The organism is Acinetobacter sp. 5862 (assembly GCF_024494585.1).
In the GTDB taxonomy this organism is placed as follows: domain Bacteria; phylum Pseudomonadota; class Gammaproteobacteria; order Pseudomonadales; family Moraxellaceae; genus Acinetobacter.
On the sequence record NZ_JANHGP010000020.1, the window covers coordinates 21,110 to 45,647 of the forward strand.

Sequence of the window (24,538 nt, forward strand, 5' to 3'; positions counted from 1 at the left end):
GATTTAACCTAAAAACCTCTGCTTCGGCAGAGGTTTTGTATATCTATGGATAACATTTAAGTTATCCACAGTTGTGTTGATATTTTCATCAGAACAACGTTTCAAGACGAACGAAAGTACTCACGTAATGATTTCGATCCTCGCGATGATCATTGAAATAGTTGAGATCACCTTGTACATAGAACCACTCACGCCATAAAGGTTGTCTCCAAGAAACAAAAGGACCCCAACTGTTTAGACGTAAGTCATTATTGTTGTAATAGCCACCCGTATAGAGACCGTAATTAAAATTGTTATGTGCAAAGAATTGGTGTTGGCGGAAAATGCGATTGTCCCATAACAAATCATCATTTTGCTTGTCAGCGTAAGTTAAACTGAATTGATTTGAAAGAAAAGGTTGGTTGGGGCGAGCATGTATCAATTCTAAATTTGTACGCAAATAGTTCTCACTTTGACTACCATATCGATAGATTTGTTCAGCATTAAAGTGGAAATCATTGTGCAAATCCCAATGCTTCTCAGCTCTTAGACGTAAGTAAACATCATCACCAGAACGAATACCAATATCTGCATCTGTATCAAATGGTAGTTTTTTGGAGAAATTAGACCAACGTAATGCAATAGAGCCATTACTATCTCGTGTCTGTTTGGAATCAAACTTCTTATCTGGATCTTGATTTGGTTGTGTATTGGTATTGGCAATATTGTTTTTAAATTCGTCATCTAGAGAATCATCACCAAAAACTACGCTAAATTTTTTTTCTAAAGTTGGAAGTTTGATTTTTCCTCGAATACGAGGTTTAACTTCATAGTTATCATATTCATTCCAATAATTGTCCAACATAAAACGAATCGTTGCTGAAGCTGGTTTTTCAGGGTCGACATCACCAAACCAGTCATCAATCTTAACCGATGTTCGATCAGCCCAGTTGCGAATATCACGCTGTTTACGATCAACCCAAGTTTTATTCTCAGTTTCAGCGGTTGAAGGAACAATAGATTGATCAGATTGTTCAGGAAGAACGGCGGGGCTCGCATCTACCCATTTAGGAATATAGTCTAAGAAATTTTCTTGATTTGATATTTCCGCTTTGGGAATATTATTCTCAGTTTGTTCAACCGATTCAGTTGCAGCATTGACAGTTGTTGATAAACCGAATGGAAGTGCAATGAGCGTATATAAAATATATGATGGTACTGTTTGATTTAAAGTCGTCATAGTTAAAACTTATATATTGTTCTTCATTTAACTTTTGATTATTCAAGCAATAAAATCAAGCTAAAGACACAAAAAACAGCAATTTAACAATGCGTTTGAAAATTTGAATGAGTATTTATGAAAATCCACCATGAAACTTGCAATAAGCAATCACAAGTTTGATGGTGGATTAGAGGTATCTTAAAAATGGATATTTAGGTCGCTGAAACATCCGCATTTTCGAGTGCTTGATAGAGATCATGAACTGAAATTGGTTGAGGTAGGCGGCTAATCACTTGACGTATTAATTGCCATGTATAGCCGTCTGCACGATCTAACAATAGATACGGATAAGCTTGATCTTCGCTCGATAATTTTACGCGTTCTGCGCCGTGTAGCACTCTGATTTTTTGACGCTCTTTGAGTAGGATGACTGGCGTCAAAAAAGTCGCTGTTGTTTCTTCAAAAGGAATAAACTTTTGCGTGTTAATAAAGGCAGCAGGAATATAAGGGTAAGATCGCTCACTACGCTGCCAAACTTGATTACCATTCATGATACATTCATTAAATAGTGTTTCATGTTGGTGGTAATGTTGTTTAAAAATAACCCAGTCTGTTTGATGAATCGAGCTTGTTTGAGTATGACGTTTGTCTGTATAAGCTTGTAAGATTGTTGCAGCATATTCGACACTATGAGTACCAATAAGGACGACATAATGTGAAAACTGTCCTTGAGCATAAAGCTGTTCAGCAACAAAGATTTGAGCTGTTTCCCAAATAGGTTGAACGTCATTCTCAGCTTTTAAATATAACCAATCAATTTTAATATTTTGATTAATCTCATCGTGTAGCTCTACACGATATAAAGATGGAAATGTTTTAGGATCGATACGCTCTAAGCGACATACGAGTCCATCTAAATTAAAATCTTTTAGTGCAACAGGTTTCGCTTTATTTAGATTTGCAACAGGACGCACATTTTGTCTAAAACTTGGTTTAGGCTTTGCGACCGTTGGAATACTTGGTGTTGGAGTATTGGGTACAGATTGAATTCTTTCCTGAATAATTGCTTCGAGTTGTGCTTCAAAATTCGCAGTTTCTTCTCTCATAGCAGATAATCTGTCCTTGTGAATTGTCTGATTTGAATCTAATGATAAATTTGTTGAAGTTTGATGAATTGGATCTAAAACAGGAATAAGACTTTTGAGTTCATCATCTGTTTTTATATAATCACTTGTACTCGTTTGAATCCATTCAAGTGCTTGTCGAGTAGATGTAAACCAAGGGCTCTTTATAAAAGACAATGCAGGACGAATAACCCAAATTTGCCAATGCTGTGACTGACGTAAAGCTGCCCATCCCATGTCGCCTGATGCAAATAAAGCATGTTCAACACGCCCCATAAATTTAAATGTTCCGCGATAAGTGAGTGCATACCCAAAGCTTTCTAATTCTTCAGCCGAAAATTCTTCTTGTTGAATAAATTCTTTAAATGGAGTGAGTTGTTCTTGAAACAATGGATCGTCACAAGAAGCACAAATATCCTTAATACGTTGCTTTGATTTTGCGATCTCAAAAAGTGAGTTTTTATCGTTGTTTAGCCCAACAATCAGATGTTTGAGCTCATCAACCAATAATGCTTTCTCTAATACGTCCATTGATAGTTTCCTTAGAGATAGGCTTGAGCCTGTTTTAAATAATGAATAAGTACAATATTCACAGCATCATCTAACAGTTTGTATTCAGGTGTATTCGTCAAATTATGCTGTCTAGCCAAGGCTACAAGTTGCTCAATACATATTTGTTCGGGTTGAATCTGACCATTTATTAGGGCTTGTAACTCTTGAATTTTCATAACAAAAGAATGTCACTTTATGACGATTATAGAAGAAAAATATGCAAAATCTATAGACTGCAAGTTAGTAAAAAATCTCATTTAGTTATTCCAAATAGAGATTTTGATCATGTTTTGGCTTTCAAAGTATCAACATTTTAAAACAATAAATCGGATAAATAGATCGCACTGGGAAAGTATATCTATAAATCTATCTCTTTAGTGTGATTTTAATCACATTTTTTTAGTTAAAAATTGATCAATAAAATACTTAGTTTGTTACAGAATTTACCACTACAGATAAACGGTATGCTTTTTAAGATAATAGGTGACGTAACTATCACATCTAGTTTGAATAGTTCGCTGCACACAAGCTTCAGACAGTTGCTGAAGCTTGTATTTTAGCTAGCTTGTTAGGGCGGCTTAATTTCGCATTGATCATCGCTACATTGAGCCGCATCTGTTTGCTGAATTTCTTCTGTAGAAGCGGATTGAGCTTGTTGTAATGCCTGTAAGAAAATTTCACGCGGTTGTGCGCCTGAAAGTGCTAGTTTTTGATCAAAAACAAAAAAGGGTACACCCGTTACATTTAATTGCTCATGTGCAATTTTTTCATCATGGCGAACAAAATCTGCCAGTTCATCTGAATTCAATACATACTCGACTTCAGCATGATCCAAACCAATCCGTGAAGCGATTTCTTCAACCACTTCACGTTCACCAATTGCAAGACCTTCAGTCATATAAGCATGAAAAAAAGCTTCTTTTGCTTCGTTACCCAAACCTTTGCTTTGAGCCAAATGGATAATACGGTGTGCATTAAAGCTGTTGCCTGAATTGGCTTTTTGCCATTGAAAATCAATGCCTTCAGTCGCTGCCATAGCCGCAACATTACGTTCCATTTCTTCCATGTCAGCAAAGCTACGCCCATATTTCTTTGCTAAGCGTTCCGTATTCGAAGTCTCATGTTTGGCAGGTGCATCTGGATTGAGTTCAAAGCTATGCCAATGAATATCAAGCTCAATTCCTGCTTGTTCAGCAACATGTTCAAGACGCTTTTTCCCAATATAACAAAAAGGGCAAACGACATCTGACCAAATATCTACGCGCATGGCATATCTCTACAATTTCAGTTGATTTGATAATAGGGGCGAAAGTACGAAATTTAAAGCGATGAAAATGTAATGCTCCGTTACGAAAAATGAAATAAAAATCAATTAACAGTCTGTGTTTGACTGATTAAACTTAAAGTCAAAACATAAAAAATATAAATATACTTGGAGGCTGTATGCGCCGTTTTTTATTATTTTTAACTGTCGTCGTGATTTGTTTGGGCACATTCTTTTTCTATCAATATCGCTTAAAGCAAAATGCAGCCAATACAGAACAAATGTTTGAAATTGTTATGGCTGAAAAAATGCGTGGGCTCTATGATCAAGCGCAGGATTGGAGCAAGCCTATACAACTCAATGTGCATGATGATCGTTTATCTGGTGATTATAAGTTGATGTCCGAGTTTCTACTTAGTTATTGGATGCAAAATGTTGAGGCAAGAAACGCTTATTTAAGGCAACTCAAAGCAGCAAATTGGGATACTTTTTTAGATGTCGAACGTTTAGATCAAGACCGTCAAAAAGGTTATTTTGAGACTGAAAAAATGCTTCATGATGTGCGAAAAATCTCGACTGAATATGGAATAAAGAGACAGAAAATACAGGCAGATTCACTTGAACAAGCAAAAAATCTCGCCATTCATCATGAAATGAGAAAATCCTTACAAGAAAAACTGCAAAATAACCTGAAAACAGACAAGGCACATGACATTTTTCCGATTGAACAACAAGTTATTGAGAAAGCACAAGCGATGTTTGATATGTTAAAAACTTACCCTTGGCAAAGAGAAGATAACAAGATTCTTTTTAAGGAAACAGCACAAGTCAAAAAGTTTAATGCACTTTATCAAGATGTGCTCAGATTAAATCAGAAGATGGATAAAATTAAGCAAAACAATGTTGCAGTATTAGATGAAGAATTATGATTTTGTGATGCAATGATGCCTTGTATACATCATTGCATGACTGAGTTCGAGCTTAATCAAAGATCTTTTCTGCTGCTTGGAAAGGTAGACTTACCACATCAATCGCCACGGCAAAAGGGAGCAATACCAGTTTTTCCAAAGGATTCATACCTGATTTTGATTTATAACTTTCTTCTTTATTGGTATAGATAGAGATTTGGTAAGGCTTACTTAATGCTTTGAGCGAACTTAGATTATTTGCAGTAGGATAAACAACACCAGCGAGTTTGATATCGAAACAGAAGCGTTGAGCTTGCATACGTTCATCACTTGAAGAAGAACATTCTCTCGCACCATTCTCAATGAAAAACTCTAAATCTTTTTTGCTCAAGTCTTCTTTTAGTTTTATATATGAAAGGGGTAGTGTGCCTGAAAAATTGCCATCATTTTTTTCAGAATAAAAGCTTAGCTCACGTGTAATTTGAATATTTTTGGGGTCGAGTTTTGTGATTAAGCTCACAAATTGAGATCCACCTTGGGTGAGGATATAGCTATTCTTTTGCCCTGCGATTACGAGACTATCTTTAGGTAAATTTGCAGATTGTTGAGCAGGTCTTCCAAATGCAATGACACTATCTTCAACCAAAGTAACCTTGGTTGTGCGAATATAAGCTTTACTGTCTTTGGTAATAAGGGTTTTGGTTGCACAACCTGCTAAACATAATCCTGTAATCGATATTGCTGTAGTCATTTTAATTAGAGTTGAAATCATCCATTTCTCCTAATCGCTTTTTAAAGTATATAAAATAATCAATATTTATAAATTCACTCGAGCACAGTAATCAAAAAAATGAGCTTATGCGAGATTTTTTCCTCTTTTATCTATTCATTTTACAAAGATCAGACACATTGTTTGATTCGCTCATTTTATCTTACGTTCAAAAAAATAATCCTATTTACCGTTTATCAGAGTGATACAGAATTCAATATCACTTTATTGTAGGCTTAATTTATAGCTATTTTTATTCAATGTTTATGGTGAATGATTTTTGGAGCAAGTGATGAACTTTCTAAAACGATCAGCGCTGATGATGGCATTTACTTTGGTTGGATTTTCAGCAGTACATGCCGAAGAGGTTGAAACTTTACCAACCATTCGTATTATGGCTGAATCTGAATTACGTGAAGAAGTTGTAGGACCTACTCCATTTCAAGAAGATAAAAAAGTACGTCAAGCACTTCAGCATCGTATTTATAAAACTCATACTGATATGCAGAATGCAGAAATTCCTGAGAATATTAGTGCAGTTGAATTTGAACCAAAGGTGCAGTCAGGCTTATCTCAAGTTTCACCTGGGTTACAAGAGTATATTCTAGCGGTGGCCTCAGGTTTTCAATCATCTGATCCAACTAATGGTGTATTTAAAATATTAGAGCCACTTAATATAAATCGAAACAATATTGATGGCATTCGTGATGGTTCGATTAAAGTCAATTTGAATGATATTTTGCTATTACAGCAGCAAATTCAAAATGGTTTAAAAGATTTTAGACAACCATAGCTTATATCATTGATTAAGATAAAAATCCCCGCATATAGCGGGGATTTTTATCTCAGTGTCGATTAAACACGTTCGATAATGGTCGCGATACCTTGACCAAGACCGATACACATGGTCGCAAGACCGATTTGCGTATCTTGTTGTTCCATCACGTTCAACAATGTTGTTGTGATACGAGCACCAGAACAGCCCAATGGGTGACCTAATGCAATCGCACCACCATTCAAGTTGATGATGTCTTGTTTGTCATAAACGCCTAAGCCTTTCATGACTGATAAGCCTTGAGCAGCAAATGCTTCGTTTAATTCGATCGTTTGGATATCCGCCATCGTTAAACCAGCACGTTTAAGCGCTTTTTGAGTTGCTGGAACTGGACCATAACCCATGATCGCAGCATCACAACCTGCAATCGCCATAGAGCGAATCACAGCACGAGGTTTTAAACCTAAAGATGCAGCACGTTCAGCTGACATCAACAACATTGCAGATGCACCGTCAGAAAGAGCAGAAGAAGTTGCTGCTGTTACTGAACCACCTTTAGGATCGAAAACAGGTTTCAATGCTTTGAATGCTTCAAGGTTTGCATCAGGACGAATGACTTCATCGATGTCGCAAAGGATTTTGAAGCCATTAGCATCGTGACCTTCAACACCCACGATTTCGTTTTTGAAACGACCTTCTTGTGTTGCAGCCCAAGCACGACGGTGAGATTCAACACCGAAAGCATCTTGTTCTTCACGAGAGATACCGTTCATACGACCTAACATTTCAGCAGTTAAGCCCATCATGTTCGATGCTTTTGCATAGTGTTTAGATGCTTCAGGGTTAAGGTCGATGCCGTGCATCATACCTACGTGACCCATATGCTCTACACCACCGATGATGAAGATGTCACCTTGGTTGGTCGCAATCTGTGCAGCAGCTGTGTGGATTGCTTGCATTGAAGAACCACAGAGACGGTTTACTGTTTGACCGCCAGCAGTTTTTGGAATGTCAGCCAATAAACCAATATTACGAGCAATGTTCATACCTTGCTCTAAAGTTTGGTTTACACAACCCCAAATGATGTCTTCAACTTCATTGGTATCAAACTGGTTACGAGCAACAAGTGCACGTACTAATTCAGCAGATAAACTGTCGGCACGAACATTGCGGAACATACCGTTACGTGATTTGCCCATGGCAGAACGAACGCCATCAACAATCACAACGTCACGTGGATTTAAAGTAGCCATTCACGTCGCTCCTTAACCGTAGAATTTTTTGTTGTTAGCAGCCATGTCACGCAACATTTGTGGCGCTTCATAAGCTTTACCTAAATGTGCATATTTGTCGCAAAGCGCAACGTATTCAGCAACACCTGTTTGGTCGATGTAACGGCATGGACCACCACGGAATGGAGGGAAACCTACACCCATGATCATCGCCATATCTGCTTCAGAAGCAGTTGCAACGATGTTGTCTTCTAAGCAACGAACTGTTTCGTTACAGAACGCCAACATCATACGGTCAATGATTTCTTGTGGATCAAATTCACGTTTTTCGCCAGTCACGAAAGGCGCAATGATTTCGTAAGCTGTTGGGTCAACAGTTTTCGCTTTCTTACCTTTCTTGTCTAACACATATTTGTAGAAACCAACATCGTTCTTTTGACCAAGACGTTTTGCTTCGTACATCGCTTGGATCGAACCTTTGTAATCTGGCTTCATACGGTCAGGGAAACCTTCAGCCATCACTTCTGCGCCATGTACACCTGTATCGATACCAACAACGTCGATCAAGTATGCAGGACCCATAGGCCAACCGAATTTCGCCATTACATTATCAACTTGCTGGAAGTCAGCACCGTCTTTAACGAGTAGGTCGAATGCACCAAAGTAAGGGAACAGTACACGGTTAACTAAGAAACCTGGGCAGTCGTTCACAACGATTGGTGTTTTACCCATTTTCTGAGCAAGAACAACAGTAGTTGCAATCGCTTCATCAGATGTCTTCTCACCACGGATCACTTCTACTAATGGCATCATGTGTACTGGGTTAAAGAAGTGCATACCAACGAAGTTTTCAGGACGTTGTAATGCTTTCGCCAAACGCGTAATTGAAATCGTAGACGTGTTAGAAGCAATAATCGTGTTTTCACGAACATTCTTCTCAGTGTCTGCAAGTACGATTTCTTTTACTTTTGGATTTTCAGTCACTGCTTCGATCACGATATCCACTTCTTTAAACTCATCGTAGCTTAAAGTTGGACGAATGCGAGCAAGTGTTTCACCCATTTGCGCAGGTTTCATTTTCTTGCGTTCAACTTGCTTAGTCAGTAAGCCGTTCGCTTCTTTCATACCCAATGCAAGTTGTGGGTTACCAATGTCTTTCATGATGATTGGTGTGCCTTTGCTAGCCGTTTGGTAAGCAATACCACCACCCATGATACCCGCACCTAATACAGCTGCTTGGTTTACAGGGTGAGCACCTTTCTCATATTTCTTCGCAGTTTTCTTCACAACTTGGTCATTGATGAATAAACCAATCAATGCACCTGCTTGTGGAGTAATTGCTGCTTTAGCAAAACCTTGAGCTTCTGCTTTTAATGCATCATTACGTGTAAGGCTTGCACCTGCTTGTAATGAGTCAAGTAACAATTTTGGCGCAGGGTATTGTGCAGGGTTTGCTTTTGCAAGTACCGCACCTTTTGCTGTATTGAATGCCATCATTTGTTCAAGTGGATTCAATTTAATTGCGTCTAATTTTTCTTGACGTTTTGCTTTCCAGTTCAAACGACCAGCAATGGCTTGTTTAACTAAGTCAACAGCAGCTTCTTGAAGTTTGTCAGCAGCAACAACCGCATCTACAGCACCATCTTTCAGTGCAGCAGCTGGCTTCTTAGGATTCGCCATTGCCATCCATTCAACGGCATTGTCGATACCGATTAAACGGCTTAAACGTACGCTACCACCAAAACCAGGATAGATACCGAGTTTGATTTCTGGTAAGCCAACTTGAGCTTGCTCAGACATGACACGGTAGTCACACACTAAGCACATTTCAAAACCACCACCAAGCGCTGTACCATTAATCGCAGCAACTTTAGGGATGTCTAAATCTTCAAAGCTATTGAAGACGTCATGTACAGGCATAAGCCAATCAACAATTGCTTGTTCACCAGCAGCGAAGTTGTCGCCAAATTCAGTAATATCTGCACCAACGATAAATGTTGATTTACCAGAGGTAACAACTAAGCCTTTAATGTCGTTATTGGCTTTCACTGCAGCAATCGCTGCTTGGAAGTCTTCGATGGTTGCACGGTTAAATTTATTAACCGACTCACCTTGTAAGTCAAAGCGGAATTCTGCAATTCCGTCCGCAAGCATTTGGACGGTAATGGCATTGCCAGCGTGGATCATGCCTGATCTCCCTTGTTGTGGAGGATTCTGAGTTGATGTCATAAAGCGTGTGTGCGCTTAAGCACACAAAAAATGCTTCGCTAATCTTACGATAACTATATCCAAAAAGGACATAACAAGTTGTATCAAGCCGTGACGCTAGGGTCATCAATTGTTTGTAAATAATTTTTTTAGTCTTATCTATATGAAAAATATCTATTTAATGTGGTTTTTTGCTTGCTGGAGAATTGTGCAAGATCAAGTTGGAGGAGATATCCGCTCGTTGGGCTGATAGCTAAAGAAACAGCGAAATACTAAGTGAGTGGGAGTAAATCTCATCCATGTTAAATAATAAAGATAGCGGTTAATCCCATTTTTTAAACAAGTCATAAAAAGTAGAATTATTTGTGAAATGTTAGACAGAAAGTATTGTCTATTTTTTATTTTTGGATAAACTTCATGTTATAAAAATGTTTAAGAAAGTAATATTATGTTAAAAAATAAATTTATAGTTTTGGCAATCCTTCCTTTTCTGTTGAGTGCATGTGGAGGGGGTGGTGGTTCTGGTGCTGAATCAAGTTCAAAAGATGGCAATAACACAACGACACCTATTCAAGAAAAAGTGACAGTAGATTTATATAATGTAGACACTGAAACTTTATATGCAAAAAAATATTCGTATGTTGACAATGTCATTAAAGGAACAACCTATTATACGCCTTTAAGTGAAGATGAGTTTTTGTTGACAGCAGATCAACTTTTTACAAATACTTGGGTTTATTCTGATACTAAAGCCATCAACGCTTTAAAATTCTATTTTAGCGATGCACCTAAAACAGGGTATTACCATACCTTTAAAAAGATTGATCTTTCAGGTGAAAACGTTTTTGATCGTTTTTATCCGGGTTATAAAGTAATGTTTGATAAATTTGGAGTACCTTCTCAGTTGGAAGAAATCAAGGCTGCTCAAGCTTATAACCGTGGCAGTCCCTTATTTTTTCCACAAGGCTCTTACTGCTATCAAATTCAAGAAGAGAATGTTGACAAGCCTTATCTTACTTTTTCTAAAGAAGGGATGACTGGGGCAAACTATGCAGAGGTTATTTCAAGAGTTGAAAATGACTTTAAAGCGAAAGTGAAAGAATTTGGGCATACCTTAAAAATTGATAGCGGTAAATGGAAAGATTATTCATGGCGCTATTATCGTGAATACGATGCATATGGCATGGTGAGCGAAAGTGCTGTGATCAATTATAATGGTGAATTGGTATTTGGTGATATGAACAATTTTGAAGATATTCGCTTGAATGACATAATTAATCAACATACTCGACGTTTAAGCACGATTAGCGAAAGCTCAGCTCCTCAAGACTACTATATGCAAAAATCTATTTTAGAAGAGCTTAAGAAAAGTTGTAATTGGTTTAATAATACTGCAGCCGAAACGATTAAAAAGCTCTAAGTGAACTAGTTTTTGACTTTATCATAATGTCTAATTGCTGATGTGGATTCGCGCATCAGCAAGTTTTTCATATCTGTTCATGGTCTTGTTTGCAAAGTTTATCTCAAGAATAATGTTGTTGATACTTGGATTGGCAGCATAAACTCAGCCTTAAGAAAATTTGAAAACTGAAATCGTTTTTATAATAAGATATTGATAATATTGATTTAATTTTTATAAAAAATAAGAAAGGGATGAATTAAGTAAAAGAGTATAGAAATTATAGGGGATGGTGTTAAAATTTGCCGATTAGTTTTTTTGTGTCGATTTCAATGATTAAATGGATCATATTAGCGATTTTTATCATTTCGGCTTTGTATATTCAGCGCCGTGGGAAGGTAAAGCATTCGTTTTATCGTCAGTTTTTTGACCATTCGACGATTCTTGCACCCATTAACTTTTTGATGTACATGTTTTCTAGAGTGCCGAATCAGCCGTATATCGACACCCAGCATTTTCAGGACTTAAAAGTTCTGGATGAAAATTGGGAAATGATTCGTGATGAAGCCAAAGCGCTGTACGAGAAAGGTGGCATTAAAGCATCTAGCAGCTATGATGACTTGGGCTTTAACTCATTCTTTAAAACAGGTTGGAAGCGATTCTATCTGAAATGGTACGACTCAGCACATCCATCAGCAGCTGAACTTTGCCCAAAAACAACCGCATTATTAAAAACGCTTCCAACAATTAAAGCTGCGATGTTTACTGAGTTAGCACCAGATAGCCGTTTAGTTCGCCATCGTGATCCTTATGCGGGTTCATTGCGTTACCATTTAGGTTTGATTACACCAAATGATGATCGCTGTTTTATTGATGTTGATGGTCAGCGATATTCGTGGCGTGATGGTGAAAGTGTGGTGTTTGATGAAACCTATATCCATTATGCGGAAAACACGACGAACCAGAATCGTATTATCTTTTTCGCTGATGTAGAACGCCCATTAAAAACCCGTTTTATGGAAAAGTTTAACCACTGGTTTGGAAAAAGTGTCATGACCGCAGCTAGTTCACCTAATGAGGCAGGCGATCAAACAGGTGGCTTAAATAAAGTCTTTGGTTATGTTTATCAGTTTCGTATCAAGGCCAAAGCGCTAAAGGCTAAAAATCGTCAGCTTTACTATTTCCTGAAATGGTTCATCATGTTAGGGCTATTTTTCTTAATTTTTATTCGACCTTATGTATTTTAAGTCTGAATGAGATCAACGCCCGAAAGGGCGTTTTTTTATAACGATGATTTAGTTATTTATTTGTTTATTAATGTTGGCAAAAACAAGTTCAGTTGAGTACTTAAGATTATATTGAATCTTATCCAACCCAAAATCTGTCACATGTAAGTGTAGGAAGTAATATTATCCGTCAAGATATTTGGCAAAATGCAGCTTGGACTGCATTTCAACCTAATACTGAGTTTAATTTAGCAGACACTCGCATTCGCCATTAGTCTCGTGAATATTGGGGTTTTTAGCATACAGCTAGAGAAGTTAATCCAATCGCTCCAACGAATGAACTAGCCTGTGATTTCTTTCATGAGTCTGCATTTAAGAGCGCTGATCAAGTATTGAGTCGAGTTTTTAAATGATAGGTGTTATTTGAGTTATTGAATTGATGCATTTTGGCTCAATTGACTTGAAATTGATTTATGCAGACTACATCATCGAAAGCATTACTGATGATGAAAGTCTGCTGTGAATCCAAACGCGCGTGAACATATTGAAAAAATCCTGACTCATATGACTCAATTGCCTGGTGTTTATAAAATGCTCGGCAAAGATGGAGAGTTACTGTATGTCGGAAAAGCCAAAAACTTAAAGAATCGTGTATCCAGCTATTTTGTTAAAACGATTGACCATCCTAAGACACAGGCTTTAGTTGCGCGAATTTATGACATCGAAAGTTTAGTTGTTCGTTCTGAAACAGAAGCATTATTACTTGAACAAAATCTGATTAAATTACATCGTCCGCCATACAATATTATGTTGCGCGATGATAAGTCGTATGTGTATATCTTTGTCTCGGCAGACAAGCCCTATCCCCGCATTGCCAGTGGGCGTGGCAAGGGCAAGCATCAGGTCGGCAAGTTTTTTGGGCCTTATCCCAGTGCCTATAGTGCACGAGATACCTTACTGGTTTTACAAAAATTATTTAATGTCCGCCAATGTGAAAACAGTTATTTTTCACAACGTAAACGCCCTTGTTTACAGTATCAGATTAAACGTTGTACAGCGCCTTGTGTCGGTCTGATTAGCCCTCAGGACTATAAGGAAGATGTGGACAATTCAATTCGTTTTTTACAAGGTGATACCAAAGAACTCAATCAAGAGCTGATTGGAAAAATGGAACAGGCTGCCGAAGCTCTTGAGTTTGAAAAAGCCGTATTTTATCGTGATCGTCTCGCGTTATTGCGCGAGGTTCAAGCACAACAAGCAGTATTTAAGATCAAAGGCGAAGCCGATATTTTGGCGATTGCTTACCAAGCGGGTGTGACTTGTGTACAAATCATGCATGTTCGTAATGGACGTATGCTTGGCGGAAAAAGTTATTTTCCAGATATGTTGGGAGATGATTTGGCGCAAATGCTGAATGATTTTATGGCGAATTTCTATTTCCAAGTGGCGGATGAAGTGCCATCAGAATTGATTGTAAATGTAGATATTCCCGATCAAAAACAATTAGAAGAAGCATTACAGCAAAGCTTCAATAAGAAAATTCAAATCAAGCATAAAGTGCGAGAAACTCGGGCTGAATGGCTAGAACTGGCGCAAATGAATGTGCAACATGCGATTAAAGGCAAACTGAGTAATCACTTGGAATTAAACGAGCGTTTTCATCAACTTGAACAAGTGGTTGGGCGTCCGATTGATCGGATTGAATGTTTTGATATCAGTCATACCATGGGTGAAGCACCGATTGCTTCTTGTGTAGTCTTTGATCAGGGCGGTGCAAGAAAGCGAGATTATCGTCAGTTTGCGATTCAGGATATTACGGGCGGTGATGATTATGCGGCGATGCGCCAAGCGTTGATACGCCGTTATAAAAAAAATATGTTACCTGATCTACTCTTGATTGATGGTGGTAAAGGGCAGTTGCATATGGCGATGGAGGTCATGCAAGAATTAGCGCTTGATGCTTTTATGATTGGTGTTTCTAAAGGTGAGGGACGTAAACCGGGATTAGAAACGCTGCATTTTACTGATGGCACTAAGATTCAATTACCCGAAGACCATAAAGCTTTACACCTCATCCAACAAGTGCGAGATGAAGCACATCGTTTCGCCATTACCAAACATCGGGCTAAGCGTGATAAACGCCGTAGTAGTTCAGTTTTAGAGGCTATTCCAGGGCTAGGGCCAAAACGCCGTCGTGATCTACTCACTCATTTTGGTGGTATACAAGGTGTTTTAAAAGCGTCAGAAAAAGAGTTGATGCTTGTACCCGGTTTGGGTGAAGTCATGGCGAGAACGATTTATAAAATTTTGCATGAATAACTTGACCGATTGGCTCAAACTTTCAATGACTGATGCGTCAATGATCATTCACAAACAGAGAAAAACATTTGAAGATAAGATGGTTTGACGATTAAGGAAAGATAATGTCACTGCTTCCGCTGTATCAACAGGTTGAACATCAAGAGTGGATTGATATTCCATCAGGATGGTTACAAGGTCGCACCGTATTTGGCGGTTTAGTTGCAGGATTATTAATCCAAAAGGCGCAGAGCGTGGTTCATGATACAACAAAGCAGTTATTGAGTTGTAATGTCACCTTTGTTGGTCCTGTGCAAGAAGGGCAGGCTAAACTCACGGCGGAGGTGTTGCGAGAGGGTAAATCGGTTACAACCTTAGAAGTGCGGTTATGGCAAGCAGATACTGTACAAAGTATTTTAATAGCAAGTTTTGGTTCGCAGCGTGAATCTCGGATTCATGTGCAAAATCTACCGCAAATTCCTGATTATCCATTGCCTGCGCAGTTGGAAAAAACGGCTTATATTGAAGGCTTAATGCCACAATGTTTTCAACAGTTTGAACTATGTTGGGCTGAAGGTAATTATCCAATGGCTGGCAGCAAAGTGCCTGACTTTGGTGGATGGTGTCGTTTTATTCCTCAGTTGCATCCAAATCGCGAAATGAAATTGGCAGATCTATTTGGATTGATGGATGTGTGGCCACCGGGTGTGTTACCAATGTTTAAAACCCCTGCACCTGCAAGCTCATTAACTTGGCAGATTACCTATTTGCAGCCGATTGCTCATCAAGTACAGGATTGGTTCAAATACAAAGTAGTGACTGAATATGCTGAACATGGTTATTCAACCGAGTATGCCTATCTTTGGGATGATGAAAATCGACTGATTGCGATACTTCGACAAACAGTTGCCGTTTTTGCCTAGTCGACACTGCCGTGCATTTCGTATAAAGTTGCTTACACATGGATACAATCTCGGCACATCCTTTGTGCGACATGCATATTTGATGCGAACAACATGGCGGTGTTTATGAGCACAGGGCGAATCCTGAACATTCCTAATATTTTAACTTTGGCGCGTATTGCCCTTATTCCCGTGTTTCTGGCAATTGCCTATTGGCCGCCTGCCATTGGGATTGCTGAGCATCATGGGGGAATGATGCGACATCTGATATTGACTGCAATCTTTGTTCTTGCAGCAGTGACAGATTGGTTCGATGGTTATTTAGCTCGGACTTTGAATCAGACTTCTGCTTTCGGGCGTTTCCTTGATCCAGTCGCCGATAAGCTTATGGTTGCAGCCGCATTGATTGTATTGGTGCAATGGCAACCGACGATCTCAATGGCTTTTGCTGCAATTGTGATTATTTCGCGTGAAATTACCGTTTCGGCATTGCGTGAATGGATGGCTGAGTTAGGTGCACGTACGAGCGTTGCAGTTTCTACGGTAGGAAAGTACAAAACAGCATTTCAAATGATTGCGATTAGTGTGTTCCTGTTGAACTGGAAACCACTGGAAATGTGGGCCTACGCTTTGCTTTATGCGGCAGTGATTTTGACGCTGTGGTCGATGTTTATTTATATGAAAGCTGCTTGGCCTTATCTGAAGCAGCCCTAACGATTTTTTGTATAGTCATATAAATGAAAGCCTTTCCTTTGAAAGGCTTTTTTATGCCTTTCGATAAGAACTGGTCAAGAAAAAAGCCCATAACAAAGATGGGCTTAGTTCTCTGAGGAAAGTCATACTCTTTTTAGGAGGGTATGCTGAAGAACATAATCATAATATGAGAATATATTGCTATTTACAACGGATAAAAATGTAAATATTTTTTAAAATTCTCAATTCAGTTTGGCTGATTTTCGGAAAGTGTTGCAAATTTATGTTCAATTTGCGCTGCATTATTTTGCAAGATCTCGATCAGTTTTTGAATATTCAAGAAATCAAAACGATTTTTTGATGCTACTAGCGTGAGTGCAATCGGTGCTTCTTTAGTAGAAAAGCGAATTGGCACGGAAAGGCCACATACCATTGGATCAATCTCACCCTGCGATAAATAAAAGCCTTGTTTTTTAATTGTTCGCATTTGCTGCATGAATTCGTCGAGGCTATGGGCAAAGCCTACCTGAGAGAGTTCCTGAGTAAACTGCTGATAGTAGGCCTGAATCCGTTGCTTGGTTAAATGGGCAATCACGATTTTTGGAGAGGCTCCCACATATACAGGTCGCGGACAGCCCCTGCCGTATGAGATGAGTTCTGCTTCTTTAAAGGTTTCATGATGTAGATCAATACAATAATCATGGTTTAAATAGGTTAATAAACAACAGAGTTCAGTACGATCTACGATATCACGCATAAAAGGAATACTGATCTGAACCAATGGATCGGTACTATGAGAAATATAATCAAGAACGGCAATTTTAGAACCTAAAGTGTAGTCTCCTGATGTACCACTAATGCGTTTTAAAATATCTGTTGAAACAAGTTCTTTAAGATAACGATAGGCTGTGGGTTTTGAGAGACCAAGCTCATCACAAATGATATCGACATTGATAATCGGACGTGAAACTGAAAATAAATCCAGCACGGTGAGAATTTTACCAAAACTCGAAATTGCCATGATGCGTTGTCTACTCCTTAAAAATAACGTGAAAATCGAACTTTTATTGCTTTATAACAGAAAAGCCTGAGATCGTGTATGGACTTTTAGGTCGGAATATTTTTGCTCGACCAATTAAGCCTTGAATTGAGAAAAAATATGGCTTTTATTGAAAATATTTTAAATTAAAATGAAAAATTATCAAATAGTGATAATTTATGTTGACTAATTTGCTTTGTTTTGAAAAAATTATAGATGTAGTGTCTTCATTGGATAATGAAATTCGTTAAATTATCTCCATTTGCTCTAGACACTATGCCTTGCTCGCCATAATCAGCTTTTTCTTGTCAACTGATTTGATACTCCAAATCGGTGTAACTTCGTGCCACATTGTTATGTGTCATTAGATCAGGCTGACTTAGAATTGAGACATATTCATGTTACTTAAACAGCTGTTAGCTTTCAGACCAAGCCGACTTGATCTTATTTTTGCTTGTAAAACCTTTGTAGCAGGCATGCTGGCACTGTTTATTTCTTTTGAATTAGATTTGATTAATCCGATGTGGTCGATTGGAACGGTCATGATTATTGCCAATCCTTATTCAGGAATGGTGTCTTCGAAATGTGTGTATCGTTTGATTGGAACTGTTGCAGGGGCAGTCATAGCACTGTTATTGACCCCACATTTTATTAATACGCCGTGGCTATTTACGGTTATTTTATCTCTCTGGGTGGGCTTTGCTTTATATGTGTCATTACTAGACCGCACGCCGCGTAGCTACGTATTTATGTTGGCAGGATATTCAACGGCCATGATTGTTTACAATGCAATTACCTATATCGATACCTACAATATTTTTGATATCGCTGTTGCACGTGTACTTGAAATCTCAGTTGGGGTGGTCTCTTCTGCCGTTGTTTCGGCAACTTTTTTTCCAGTTCATGTTGGCGCAATGATCAAGCAACGTGTCAATAAAACCTTAAACGATCTAGAAGCAACTTTTGAAAAATTGATTGCAGTTCAAGAAACACCTGAAAATTACACGCAAGTTTTATCTGTGATTACTCGTGATGCCTCTGATATTCATGCTTTAGCTGTACATTTGGCTTATGAGAAAGGTGAGTTGAAAGGCATGACCAAGCCTTTACAAGAAATGCTACATCAAGTGTCATTGGTGGTTGCGAATTTGGTTGCATTGTCTCAACGTGTGAAACAACTCGAACATTTGCACTTGGTTAATCTTGTTTCGCATTTGGATATGATTCGTCAGCATACTGTGACATTTTTAAAACAAGAGAAAAGTTTAGTACCTGCTGATTTACAGACTTTGCCGATTGGATTTGAAGAGGATTTCGCTGAGCTGATTTCTAAAGCAACGTCTGAACAGAAAGTTGTATTGGCTGCATTAAAGATGGATGTGCGTCATTTTATAGCCAATATCTTGGCAGTAAAGCTGCTGTGGCAACAGATTCAGCAAGGTAATAAAGAGATTCCAATAGAAATTACAGCCATTACGACGAAATATCCAAGTTTACATCGTGATCATGGTATTGCGATACGAGGTGGAATTAGTGCGGTACTGATTACTTTTATTGTCACTGCAGCTTGGATTCTGTCAGGTTGGAAGGCGGGTTTTATGATGGCGCAAATGGGTGCAATTACGGCGTGTATCTTAACTGCTCTGGATAACCCAGTACCTGTGCTACGGATTTTTATTTGGGGCAGTATTGTATCCGCAGGCTTAGTATTCTTATATGCATTTGGTATTTTTCCGCATGTGACTCATTTTTGGCAATTGGCTTTGGTGCTATTTCCTGTGTTTTTAGTGGCTGTCACCATGATGGCCAATCAAATGTTAATGCCTGTAGGAATGGTACTTGGGATTAACACCATGATGGGATTGAATCTGCACAATAAATACAGCATGGATGCTGTTTCTTACTTAGATAGTTCATTTGCAATGGTTCTGGGTGTATTGGTTTCACTCATTGTGATTGATTTAGTTCGAGCTGTTTCACCTGATACCAGTGCAACGCGAATTTTAACTTTACATTATCAGGCGATGCGTCAGGCATTAAATCTATCTTATGGTAGTGAGTTCAAAATTCATCTACGCAGTATGTTGGACCGAGTTGGAGTATTGAATACCAAAATGGTTCAAAATCCTGAAGTTAAGATTTCGATTCAGAATGCTTTGATTGAAAGTAGTTCAATTATTGACTTAGTCCGATTGCAAGAAATCAGCCAAAAACTCCCCCAATTGGTCAGTTTGAAAAATGAAGTCAATGTGCTGCAACAGCAACTGACAGAATATTTTCAAATGCAAGAGAAACAACTTTCTCTGAACCATTTTCCAATTCGAATTGTACAGCAGATTGATCTATTAGAGCGGATTGCACTGCAAATCGAAGATGAGCAACTCGCTCAAAGAATGTTGATTTCTCTGAATAATATTTGTGAAAGCATCGGGCATGTCTCAACACAAAAGATGGATTCAGAAACATATGATTTAGGTGTATTGCATGGGTGAGATTAACGTTTATGGAATCTATATTCCAATTCTTTTGGTGCAAGCCATCATCGCCTACGTGCTCTTTAAGCTGATAAGTCCACTGATCGATCGTTTAGTTATGAATGGTTGGATTGTACTACCAAATATTTTCAACTTGTGTTTGTACTTGGGATTGTTGCTGTGTATGCATTGGTTATGTCTTTATTTACAAGGTACAAGCCTGTAAGTAACTCTCTCCGAAATTTAATGATTTAAAAACATGTGGTAAAGGTGATGAACATGAATGCATTTGATGTACGAAAAGTCATACGTCCAATTGTATTAGTACTTTCGGTTTTGATTGCGATATATGCAGTCGTGCATTTATGGAATTACTACAATGCCGCACCGTGGACACGTGATGGTCGTGTGCGTGGTGATGTGGTTCAAGTGGCTTCGGATGTTAATGGATTAGTAACTGAGGTGCTGGTACAGGACAATCAGACGGTAAAGAAAGGACAAGTTCTTTTCAAGATTGATGTAGAACGTCAAGCACTTGACGTTGAACAAGCTAAATCTGATTTAGCTAAAGCCAATGCCGGTTTGGCTCAGGCGCGTGCAAACTTAGTCGGTTCAAAGGCAAATTTGGTCAAGACTGAAGCTAATATGAAATTGGCTGAGAAGAATGCAGCACGTTATGCGAGTTTGATGGATGGTGCAATCTCTAAGCAAGAGCAAGATCAGGTTTTTGCTACACGCGATCAGGCGATTGCGGAAAAAGAGCAGCTAGCAGCGAGTATCGAACAGGCTGAGGCTGCCATTCAACAACAGCAAGCTTTGATCGAAGTAGCGAACAGCAATTTACATTTAGCTCAGCTTAATATGAATCGTTCGGCAGTCGTTGCACCTGCGGATGGAACCTTAGCTAACTTTGATTTACGTGTTGGTAATTATGTTAAGGTTGGGCAAGCGGTTGCTGCGCTGCTAGATCGCCATCAGCTTTATGTCGTGGGTTATTTTGAAGAAACCAAATTGAATCGTATTCATGTCGGTGATTCGGCAACCGTACAGTTGATGGGGGATCATCAATTCATTCGTGGGCATGTTCAAGGTATTGCAACAGGGATCGAAGATCGTGAGCGTTCTGGTAGTTCTAATCTATTGGCAAATGTAAACCCTACTTTTAGTTGGGTACGTTTAGCGCAACGTGTGCCTGTAAAAATTATTTTAGATGAACAGCCTCAGAATCCATTGGCTTTTGTTTCGGGGCGAACTGCAACGGTGAGAATTATTGAGAAATAATCAGACGTAGTCTGAGCTGATTTATTTTTTAAGAATTGCATTCTAAATTTTATGCAAATGGTTTGGGTTGTAGACATGCTAAAGCAGTTATTTTCATGGTCTGGATCTGATTTTATCACGGTACATCAGTGTGCTATACCGTGATAAAGCGCTTAAATATAAATAATTAAGGTGTTATTCCATTAGGATCACGATACCAACTTTGAATGAGTAGTGCGGCTGCGAAACTATCAGCCGATAAGCGTTTTGCTCGGCCTTTATTTTGATAAGACTCAAGTTCTTCTCTCGCTTCGCGTGTAGTCAAACGCTCATCCACCATCCACGTTTCAATATTGGTTTGATGACGCAAACGTCGTGCAAATTTTCGTGCGCGAGCAGAGAGTTCAGATTCACTATCATCCATATTTAATGGCAAACCGACTAAAAAAAGATTGGGTTGCCACTCTTTCACGAGTTTTAATAGTTGGTTCCAGTCAGGGATACCATCTTTCATCACGAATAATGGTAAAGGATTGGCACTCTCGATAGTTGATTGACCAATTGCGATCCCCATTTTCTGAGTACCAAAATCAAAGGCCATAATGGATTGCGAAGTTTTAAAATCAGGCATGACCAATCTCTGAAGCAAACCATGTACGGTCTACCCCAATTTTTTTGTATGCCGCATCCCAACGATCGCCATAAGGTAGATTAAAGATTAAATCCATGTCTGAGTCACAAATCAGCCAGTCACCACGTGCCATTTCTTCTTCAAGCTGATTTTTGCCCCAGCTGGCATAGCCTAGAGCAATTTGGTAACGACCGACACCTTCGTTATGTGCAATTGCATCCAAAATATCTTTACTGGTGGTAATGCAAACATTTTCACCTACTGCGATTGATGAATGCCAAGTAGGTTGACCTGTGTGTAGGACAAAACCTGCTTCTGGGCGTAATGGTCCACCTTGCAACACAGCATGAGGTTGTACATTATCTGCATCAATCTCTAAATCGTTCAGTAATTCTTTGATCTGTAATTCAGAAGGGCGATTGATAATAATGCCTTGTGCACCATCTTCATCATGGCGTGCCACATAGATAACAGTATTGGCAAAGAAGTCATCTGTTATGTCTGGTGGAGCGATGAGACAACGGTGAGTTAGATATTGTTTCGTCACCTAGGCGATTCTCCATCAAAAATATTATGCTGATCTATCTATATAGGTTCTTCTTATCAACATACAAGAGTTAATCGGATTTCGCCAATCTTTTTCTCACATTTTGTTATGCGTTTTAAGCTGATTGGAATTTTAGTTGACGCAGTTGTTTGGCATGTTGCAAGGTAGTTTCGCTAATCTCGACGCCGCCAGACATACGTGCTAGTTCTAGAATGCGTTGTTCCTCATTTAACTCAATAATGGTACTGCTTGCTGGATCTGTTTGTTGTTTTTTGACCAATAAGTGTTGGTCAGACTGTGCAGCAACCTGAGCTTGGTGAGTGATACAGAGTAGTTGTACATGCTGAGCTAGATCGGCGAGTAAACGACCAACCACTTCGGCCGTACCACCACTAATTCCGACATCAATTTCGTCAAAGACCAAAACTTCAGATTCTGTTTTTTCGGCATTCATCACTTGCATGACCAGTGCAATACGAGAGAGTTCACCGCCAGATGCAACGCGAGCCAGCGGTTGTGGTGGAATGCCTTTATTGGCAGTGAAAAGAAGCTGAATAAAGCTGAGACCTTCGGCATTTGCTTCCATTGGCTCGAACTTAAATTCAAAATATGCTTCAGGTAGAGCAAGCGGCTTCACTTGTTCAGTCAATTGCTTCGCCAGAGGAACTGCGGCTGTACGACGAATCTGATCTAGGTGTTCAGCTTTTTGCATAAAAATTTGATAAGAAATTTCTACCTGTTCAGCTAAGGTTTCAGGATCTTCTAATAGATGTAATTGCTCTAATTCCTGTTGCCAAGTTTCATATTCTTGTTTAAGTAATTCAGGCTGGGTACGGTGTTTGCGTGCGAGACGATGGAAAATTTCTAAGGTTGTATTGAGCTGTTCCATTCTTTCAGGATCAAAACTTTGGCGATCAATAAATTGACGTAAACTCGCGGTTGCATCTTCAATCTCACTTTGCGCATTGAGTAACGAATTATAAATATTTGATAACTGTTCACTGCGCCCTGCATGAGACTCTAAACGACGAATGATTGAAGCAACTTCTTGAGTGATATTTTGTTCAGCCTCATCCAAGACATTTAGACTGTAACTACAGTCTTGCATAATATGTTCATGATGGCTGAGACGATCAAACTCTTGTTCAATCTCTCGATAATCCGTTTGGACAATCTCTTCAAGTTCTTCTATTTGGGATTCTAAATTTTGTATTTTTTGAATACGCGTGGCTTGCGCATCCAAAGCGGCTTGATGCTGGCGAATGTTTTTTTGCCATGTGCTATACGCTTCACGTACTTCATTTGCTGGTTCGGCAAAATTATGATAACGATCTAACCAGTGCTTCGGATAAGGGGGCTCAAGTAATTGCTGTTGGCTATGCTGGCTATAAAGTTGTACCAATAAGCGTCCAATTTCTTTTAACTCCGACAAACTACTTGGGCGTCCATTGATCCATGCTTTGCTTCGGCCTGTCGCAAATATGACACGTCTTAAATGAATTTCACCAGAATCATCATCTAGTTCATGTTCTGTAAGCCATTTTGCTTCCGCACTTTCAGCTTGATAACTAAAGACAGCAGTGACATCTGCTTTATCTGCACCATAACGGACATAGTTGGTATCGGTACGTTCACCCAAGCACGCAGACAGTGCATCTAACAATAACGATTTTCCTGCACCAGTTTCTCCAGTCAAAACATTGAAACCTTGTTCAATATCTAAAGCTAAATGGTCTGCAAGTGCAAAATTAATTAAAGTTAAATGGGTGAGCATATATGCATCCAGTGCACGCAATCTTTTGCATAAAGATAGAGAAATTTTGCTAATCGAACAAGAGGATCAGCGTTGTGTTGATGAAATCATGTTTTATTTCTGGAGTTGTTTTGAATAATTTAGTGATGTAAAACTTGTCTATCGATTTATAAGATTTTTTCTATCGTCGTTTAGATCGGATGCTTTGATTTAAAAGCGCTTATGAGTTGAACATAACTTTAGTAGAAAGGCATAAAAATTGCTGTTAAAGCATGATAAAAAT

21 protein-coding genes and 1 pseudogene are annotated in these 24,538 nt (G+C 38.8%); 11 read left to right on the forward strand and 11 right to left on the reverse strand.

The genetic code is table 11. The annotated features are described in order from the left end of the window. Positions 1 to 88: 88 nt before the first annotated feature. The 4 genes from NO346_RS03210 to NO346_RS03225 form a co-directional block, all read right to left on the reverse strand. Positions 89 to 1,219 (reverse strand): hypothetical protein, encoded by a 1,131-nt coding sequence (locus tag NO346_RS03210; RefSeq protein WP_256414209.1) that lies wholly within the window; start codon positions 1,217 to 1,219, stop codon positions 89 to 91. A gap of 194 nt (positions 1,220 to 1,413) precedes the next feature. Next, entirely contained in the window at positions 1,414 to 2,856 is a 1,443-nt protein-coding gene (locus tag NO346_RS03215; RefSeq protein WP_256414210.1) for a hypothetical protein, read from the reverse strand. 11 nt (positions 2,857 to 2,867) lie between these two features. Beyond that, the gene (locus tag NO346_RS03220) at positions 2,868 to 3,053 is read right to left on the reverse strand and encodes a hypothetical protein (RefSeq protein WP_004659320.1); all 186 of its coding nucleotides are present in this window, start codon (positions 3,051 to 3,053) and stop codon (positions 2,868 to 2,870) included. Positions 3,054 to 3,445: 392 nt separating this feature from the next. Then, positions 3,446 to 4,144 carry a DsbA family oxidoreductase gene (locus NO346_RS03225; protein ID WP_256414211.1) on the reverse strand — a complete coding sequence of 233 codons (699 nt, stop codon included), beginning with the start codon at positions 4,142 to 4,144 and terminating at the stop codon, positions 3,446 to 3,448. 176 nt (positions 4,145 to 4,320) lie between these two features. Here NO346_RS03225 and NO346_RS03230 point away from each other — a divergent pair, with 176 nt between their 5' ends. Further along, positions 4,321 to 5,070, forward strand: a complete 750-nt coding sequence (locus NO346_RS03230) for a hypothetical protein (protein WP_256414212.1) — start codon at positions 4,321 to 4,323, stop codon at positions 5,068 to 5,070. Between the two features lie 52 nt (positions 5,071 to 5,122). Here the strand turns inward: NO346_RS03230 and NO346_RS03235 are convergent, their stop codons facing one another. Then, complete coding sequence (locus tag NO346_RS03235; protein ID WP_087537426.1) at positions 5,123 to 5,821, reverse strand: hypothetical protein; 699 nt, start codon at positions 5,819 to 5,821, stop codon at positions 5,123 to 5,125. A gap of 289 nt (positions 5,822 to 6,110) precedes the next feature. Between NO346_RS03235 and NO346_RS03240 the strand changes: the two genes are divergently transcribed. Then, positions 6,111 to 6,611, forward strand: a complete 501-nt coding sequence (locus NO346_RS03240) for a hypothetical protein (protein ID WP_087537427.1) — start codon at positions 6,111 to 6,113, stop codon at positions 6,609 to 6,611. A gap of 62 nt (positions 6,612 to 6,673) precedes the next feature. Here the strand turns inward: NO346_RS03240 and fadA are convergent, their stop codons facing one another. Continuing rightward, positions 6,674 to 7,846, reverse strand: coding sequence for an acetyl-CoA C-acyltransferase FadA (fadA, locus tag NO346_RS03245; RefSeq protein ID WP_256414213.1), 1,173 nt, complete (start codon positions 7,844 to 7,846; stop codon positions 6,674 to 6,676). 12 nt (positions 7,847 to 7,858) lie between these two features. Further along, positions 7,859 to 10,012, reverse strand: a complete 2,154-nt coding sequence (gene fadB, locus NO346_RS03250) for a fatty acid oxidation complex subunit alpha FadB (RefSeq protein ID WP_256414214.1) — start codon at positions 10,010 to 10,012, stop codon at positions 7,859 to 7,861. 469 nt (positions 10,013 to 10,481) lie between these two features. Between fadB and NO346_RS03255 the strand changes: the two genes are divergently transcribed. The 6 genes and pseudogenes from NO346_RS03255 (at position 10,482) to pgsA (ending at position 16,572) form a co-directional block, all read left to right on the forward strand. Further along, positions 10,482 to 11,453, forward strand: coding sequence for a hypothetical protein (locus NO346_RS03255; RefSeq protein WP_256414215.1), 972 nt, complete (start codon positions 10,482 to 10,484; stop codon positions 11,451 to 11,453). Positions 11,454 to 11,764: 311 nt separating this feature from the next. Further along, complete coding sequence (gene lpxO / locus NO346_RS03260) at positions 11,765 to 12,679, forward strand: lipid A hydroxylase LpxO (protein ID WP_256414216.1); 915 nt, start codon at positions 11,765 to 11,767, stop codon at positions 12,677 to 12,679. A gap of 71 nt (positions 12,680 to 12,750) precedes the next feature. Beyond that, positions 12,751 to 13,071, forward strand: a pseudogene (locus NO346_RS03265) (hypothetical protein); the annotation flags it as partial. A gap of 106 nt (positions 13,072 to 13,177) precedes the next feature. Then, a complete protein-coding gene (uvrC, locus tag NO346_RS03270) occupies positions 13,178 to 14,977 on the forward strand; it encodes an excinuclease ABC subunit UvrC (protein ID WP_256414218.1) in 1,800 nt (599 codons plus the stop codon). A 104-nt stretch (positions 14,978 to 15,081) separates the two neighbouring features. After that, positions 15,082 to 15,879 (forward strand): thioesterase family protein, encoded by a 798-nt coding sequence (locus NO346_RS03275; protein WP_256414219.1) that lies wholly within the window; start codon positions 15,082 to 15,084, stop codon positions 15,877 to 15,879. 105 nt (positions 15,880 to 15,984) lie between these two features. Next, complete coding sequence (gene pgsA, locus NO346_RS03280) at positions 15,985 to 16,572, forward strand: CDP-diacylglycerol--glycerol-3-phosphate 3-phosphatidyltransferase (RefSeq protein WP_004674390.1); 588 nt, start codon at positions 15,985 to 15,987, stop codon at positions 16,570 to 16,572. A gap of 226 nt (positions 16,573 to 16,798) precedes the next feature. Here pgsA and NO346_RS03285 read toward each other — a convergent pair whose 3' ends face one another. Then, positions 16,799 to 17,572: an IclR family transcriptional regulator gene (locus tag NO346_RS03285; protein ID WP_256414220.1), complete on the reverse strand. Its 774-nt coding sequence runs from the start codon at positions 17,570 to 17,572 to the stop codon at positions 16,799 to 16,801. 416 nt (positions 17,573 to 17,988) lie between these two features. On the opposite strand from NO346_RS03285, the gene NO346_RS03290 reads away from it, so the two are divergent. From NO346_RS03290 to NO346_RS03300, 3 genes are read left to right on the forward strand one after another with little or no spacing between them, the layout of a single operon-like run. Next, positions 17,989 to 20,082, forward strand: a complete 2,094-nt coding sequence (locus NO346_RS03290; RefSeq protein ID WP_256414221.1) for an FUSC family protein — start codon at positions 17,989 to 17,991, stop codon at positions 20,080 to 20,082. Beyond that, positions 20,075 to 20,290, forward strand: a complete 216-nt coding sequence (locus NO346_RS03295) for a DUF1656 domain-containing protein (RefSeq protein WP_256414222.1) — start codon at positions 20,075 to 20,077, stop codon at positions 20,288 to 20,290. Before NO346_RS03290 ends, NO346_RS03295 begins: the two co-directional genes overlap by 8 nt. A 53-nt stretch (positions 20,291 to 20,343) precedes the next feature. Beyond that, entirely contained in the window at positions 20,344 to 21,345 is a 1,002-nt protein-coding gene (locus NO346_RS03300; RefSeq protein ID WP_256414223.1) for an HlyD family secretion protein, read from the forward strand. A 166-nt stretch (positions 21,346 to 21,511) separates the two neighbouring features. Here NO346_RS03300 and ruvX read toward each other — a convergent pair whose 3' ends face one another. The 3 genes from ruvX to recN all read right to left on the reverse strand — a co-directional run bounded on the left by ruvX (position 21,512) and on the right by recN (position 24,276). Next, positions 21,512 to 21,955 (reverse strand): Holliday junction resolvase RuvX, encoded by a 444-nt coding sequence (ruvX, locus tag NO346_RS03305; protein WP_178882915.1) that lies wholly within the window; start codon positions 21,953 to 21,955, stop codon positions 21,512 to 21,514. Further along, complete coding sequence (locus NO346_RS03310; RefSeq protein WP_004659294.1) at positions 21,948 to 22,502, reverse strand: YqgE/AlgH family protein; 555 nt, start codon at positions 22,500 to 22,502, stop codon at positions 21,948 to 21,950. Before NO346_RS03310 ends, ruvX begins: the two co-directional genes overlap by 8 nt. Before the next feature lie 115 nt (positions 22,503 to 22,617). After that, a complete protein-coding gene (gene recN / locus NO346_RS03315) occupies positions 22,618 to 24,276 on the reverse strand; it encodes a DNA repair protein RecN (protein WP_087547947.1) in 1,659 nt (552 codons plus the stop codon). Positions 24,277 to 24,538 lie beyond the last annotated feature (262 nt).

Bases quoted from the DNA above. Each gene is read 5' to 3' on its own strand.
- NO346_RS03210 (WP_256414209.1), bottom strand. From the start codon at position 1,219: ATGACGACTTTAAATCAAACAGTACCATCATATATTTTATATACGCTC.
- NO346_RS03215 (WP_256414210.1), bottom strand. From the start codon at position 2,856: ATGGACGTATTAGAGAAAGCATTATTGGTTGATGAGCTCAAACATCTG.
- NO346_RS03220 (WP_004659320.1), bottom strand. From the start codon at position 3,053: ATGAAAATTCAAGAGTTACAAGCCCTAATAAATGGTCAGATTCAACCC.
- NO346_RS03225 (WP_256414211.1), bottom strand. From the start codon at position 4,144: ATGCGCGTAGATATTTGGTCAGATGTCGTTTGCCCTTTTTGTTATATT.
- NO346_RS03230 (WP_256414212.1), top strand. From the start codon at position 4,321: ATGCGCCGTTTTTTATTATTTTTAACTGTCGTCGTGATTTGTTTGGGC.
- NO346_RS03235 (WP_087537426.1), bottom strand. From the start codon at position 5,821: ATGATTTCAACTCTAATTAAAATGACTACAGCAATATCGATTACAGGA.
- NO346_RS03240 (WP_087537427.1), top strand. From the start codon at position 6,111: ATGAACTTTCTAAAACGATCAGCGCTGATGATGGCATTTACTTTGGTT.
- fadA (WP_256414213.1), bottom strand. From the start codon at position 7,846: ATGGCTACTTTAAATCCACGTGACGTTGTGATTGTTGATGGCGTTCGT.
- fadB (WP_256414214.1), bottom strand. From the start codon at position 10,012: ATGATCCACGCTGGCAATGCCATTACCGTCCAAATGCTTGCGGACGGA.
- NO346_RS03255 (WP_256414215.1), top strand. From the start codon at position 10,482: ATGTTAAAAAATAAATTTATAGTTTTGGCAATCCTTCCTTTTCTGTTG.
- lpxO (WP_256414216.1), top strand. From the start codon at position 11,765: ATGATTAAATGGATCATATTAGCGATTTTTATCATTTCGGCTTTGTAT.
- NO346_RS03275 (WP_256414219.1), top strand. From the start codon at position 15,082: ATGTCACTGCTTCCGCTGTATCAACAGGTTGAACATCAAGAGTGGATT.
- pgsA (WP_004674390.1), top strand. From the start codon at position 15,985: ATGAGCACAGGGCGAATCCTGAACATTCCTAATATTTTAACTTTGGCG.
- NO346_RS03285 (WP_256414220.1), bottom strand. From the start codon at position 17,572: ATGGCAATTTCGAGTTTTGGTAAAATTCTCACCGTGCTGGATTTATTT.
- NO346_RS03290 (WP_256414221.1), top strand. From the start codon at position 17,989: ATGTTACTTAAACAGCTGTTAGCTTTCAGACCAAGCCGACTTGATCTT.
- NO346_RS03295 (WP_256414222.1), top strand. From the start codon at position 20,075: ATGGGTGAGATTAACGTTTATGGAATCTATATTCCAATTCTTTTGGTG.
- NO346_RS03300 (WP_256414223.1), top strand. From the start codon at position 20,344: ATGAATGCATTTGATGTACGAAAAGTCATACGTCCAATTGTATTAGTA.
- ruvX (WP_178882915.1), bottom strand. From the start codon at position 21,955: ATGCCTGATTTTAAAACTTCGCAATCCATTATGGCCTTTGATTTTGGT.
- recN (WP_087547947.1), bottom strand. From the start codon at position 24,276: ATGCTCACCCATTTAACTTTAATTAATTTTGCACTTGCAGACCATTTA.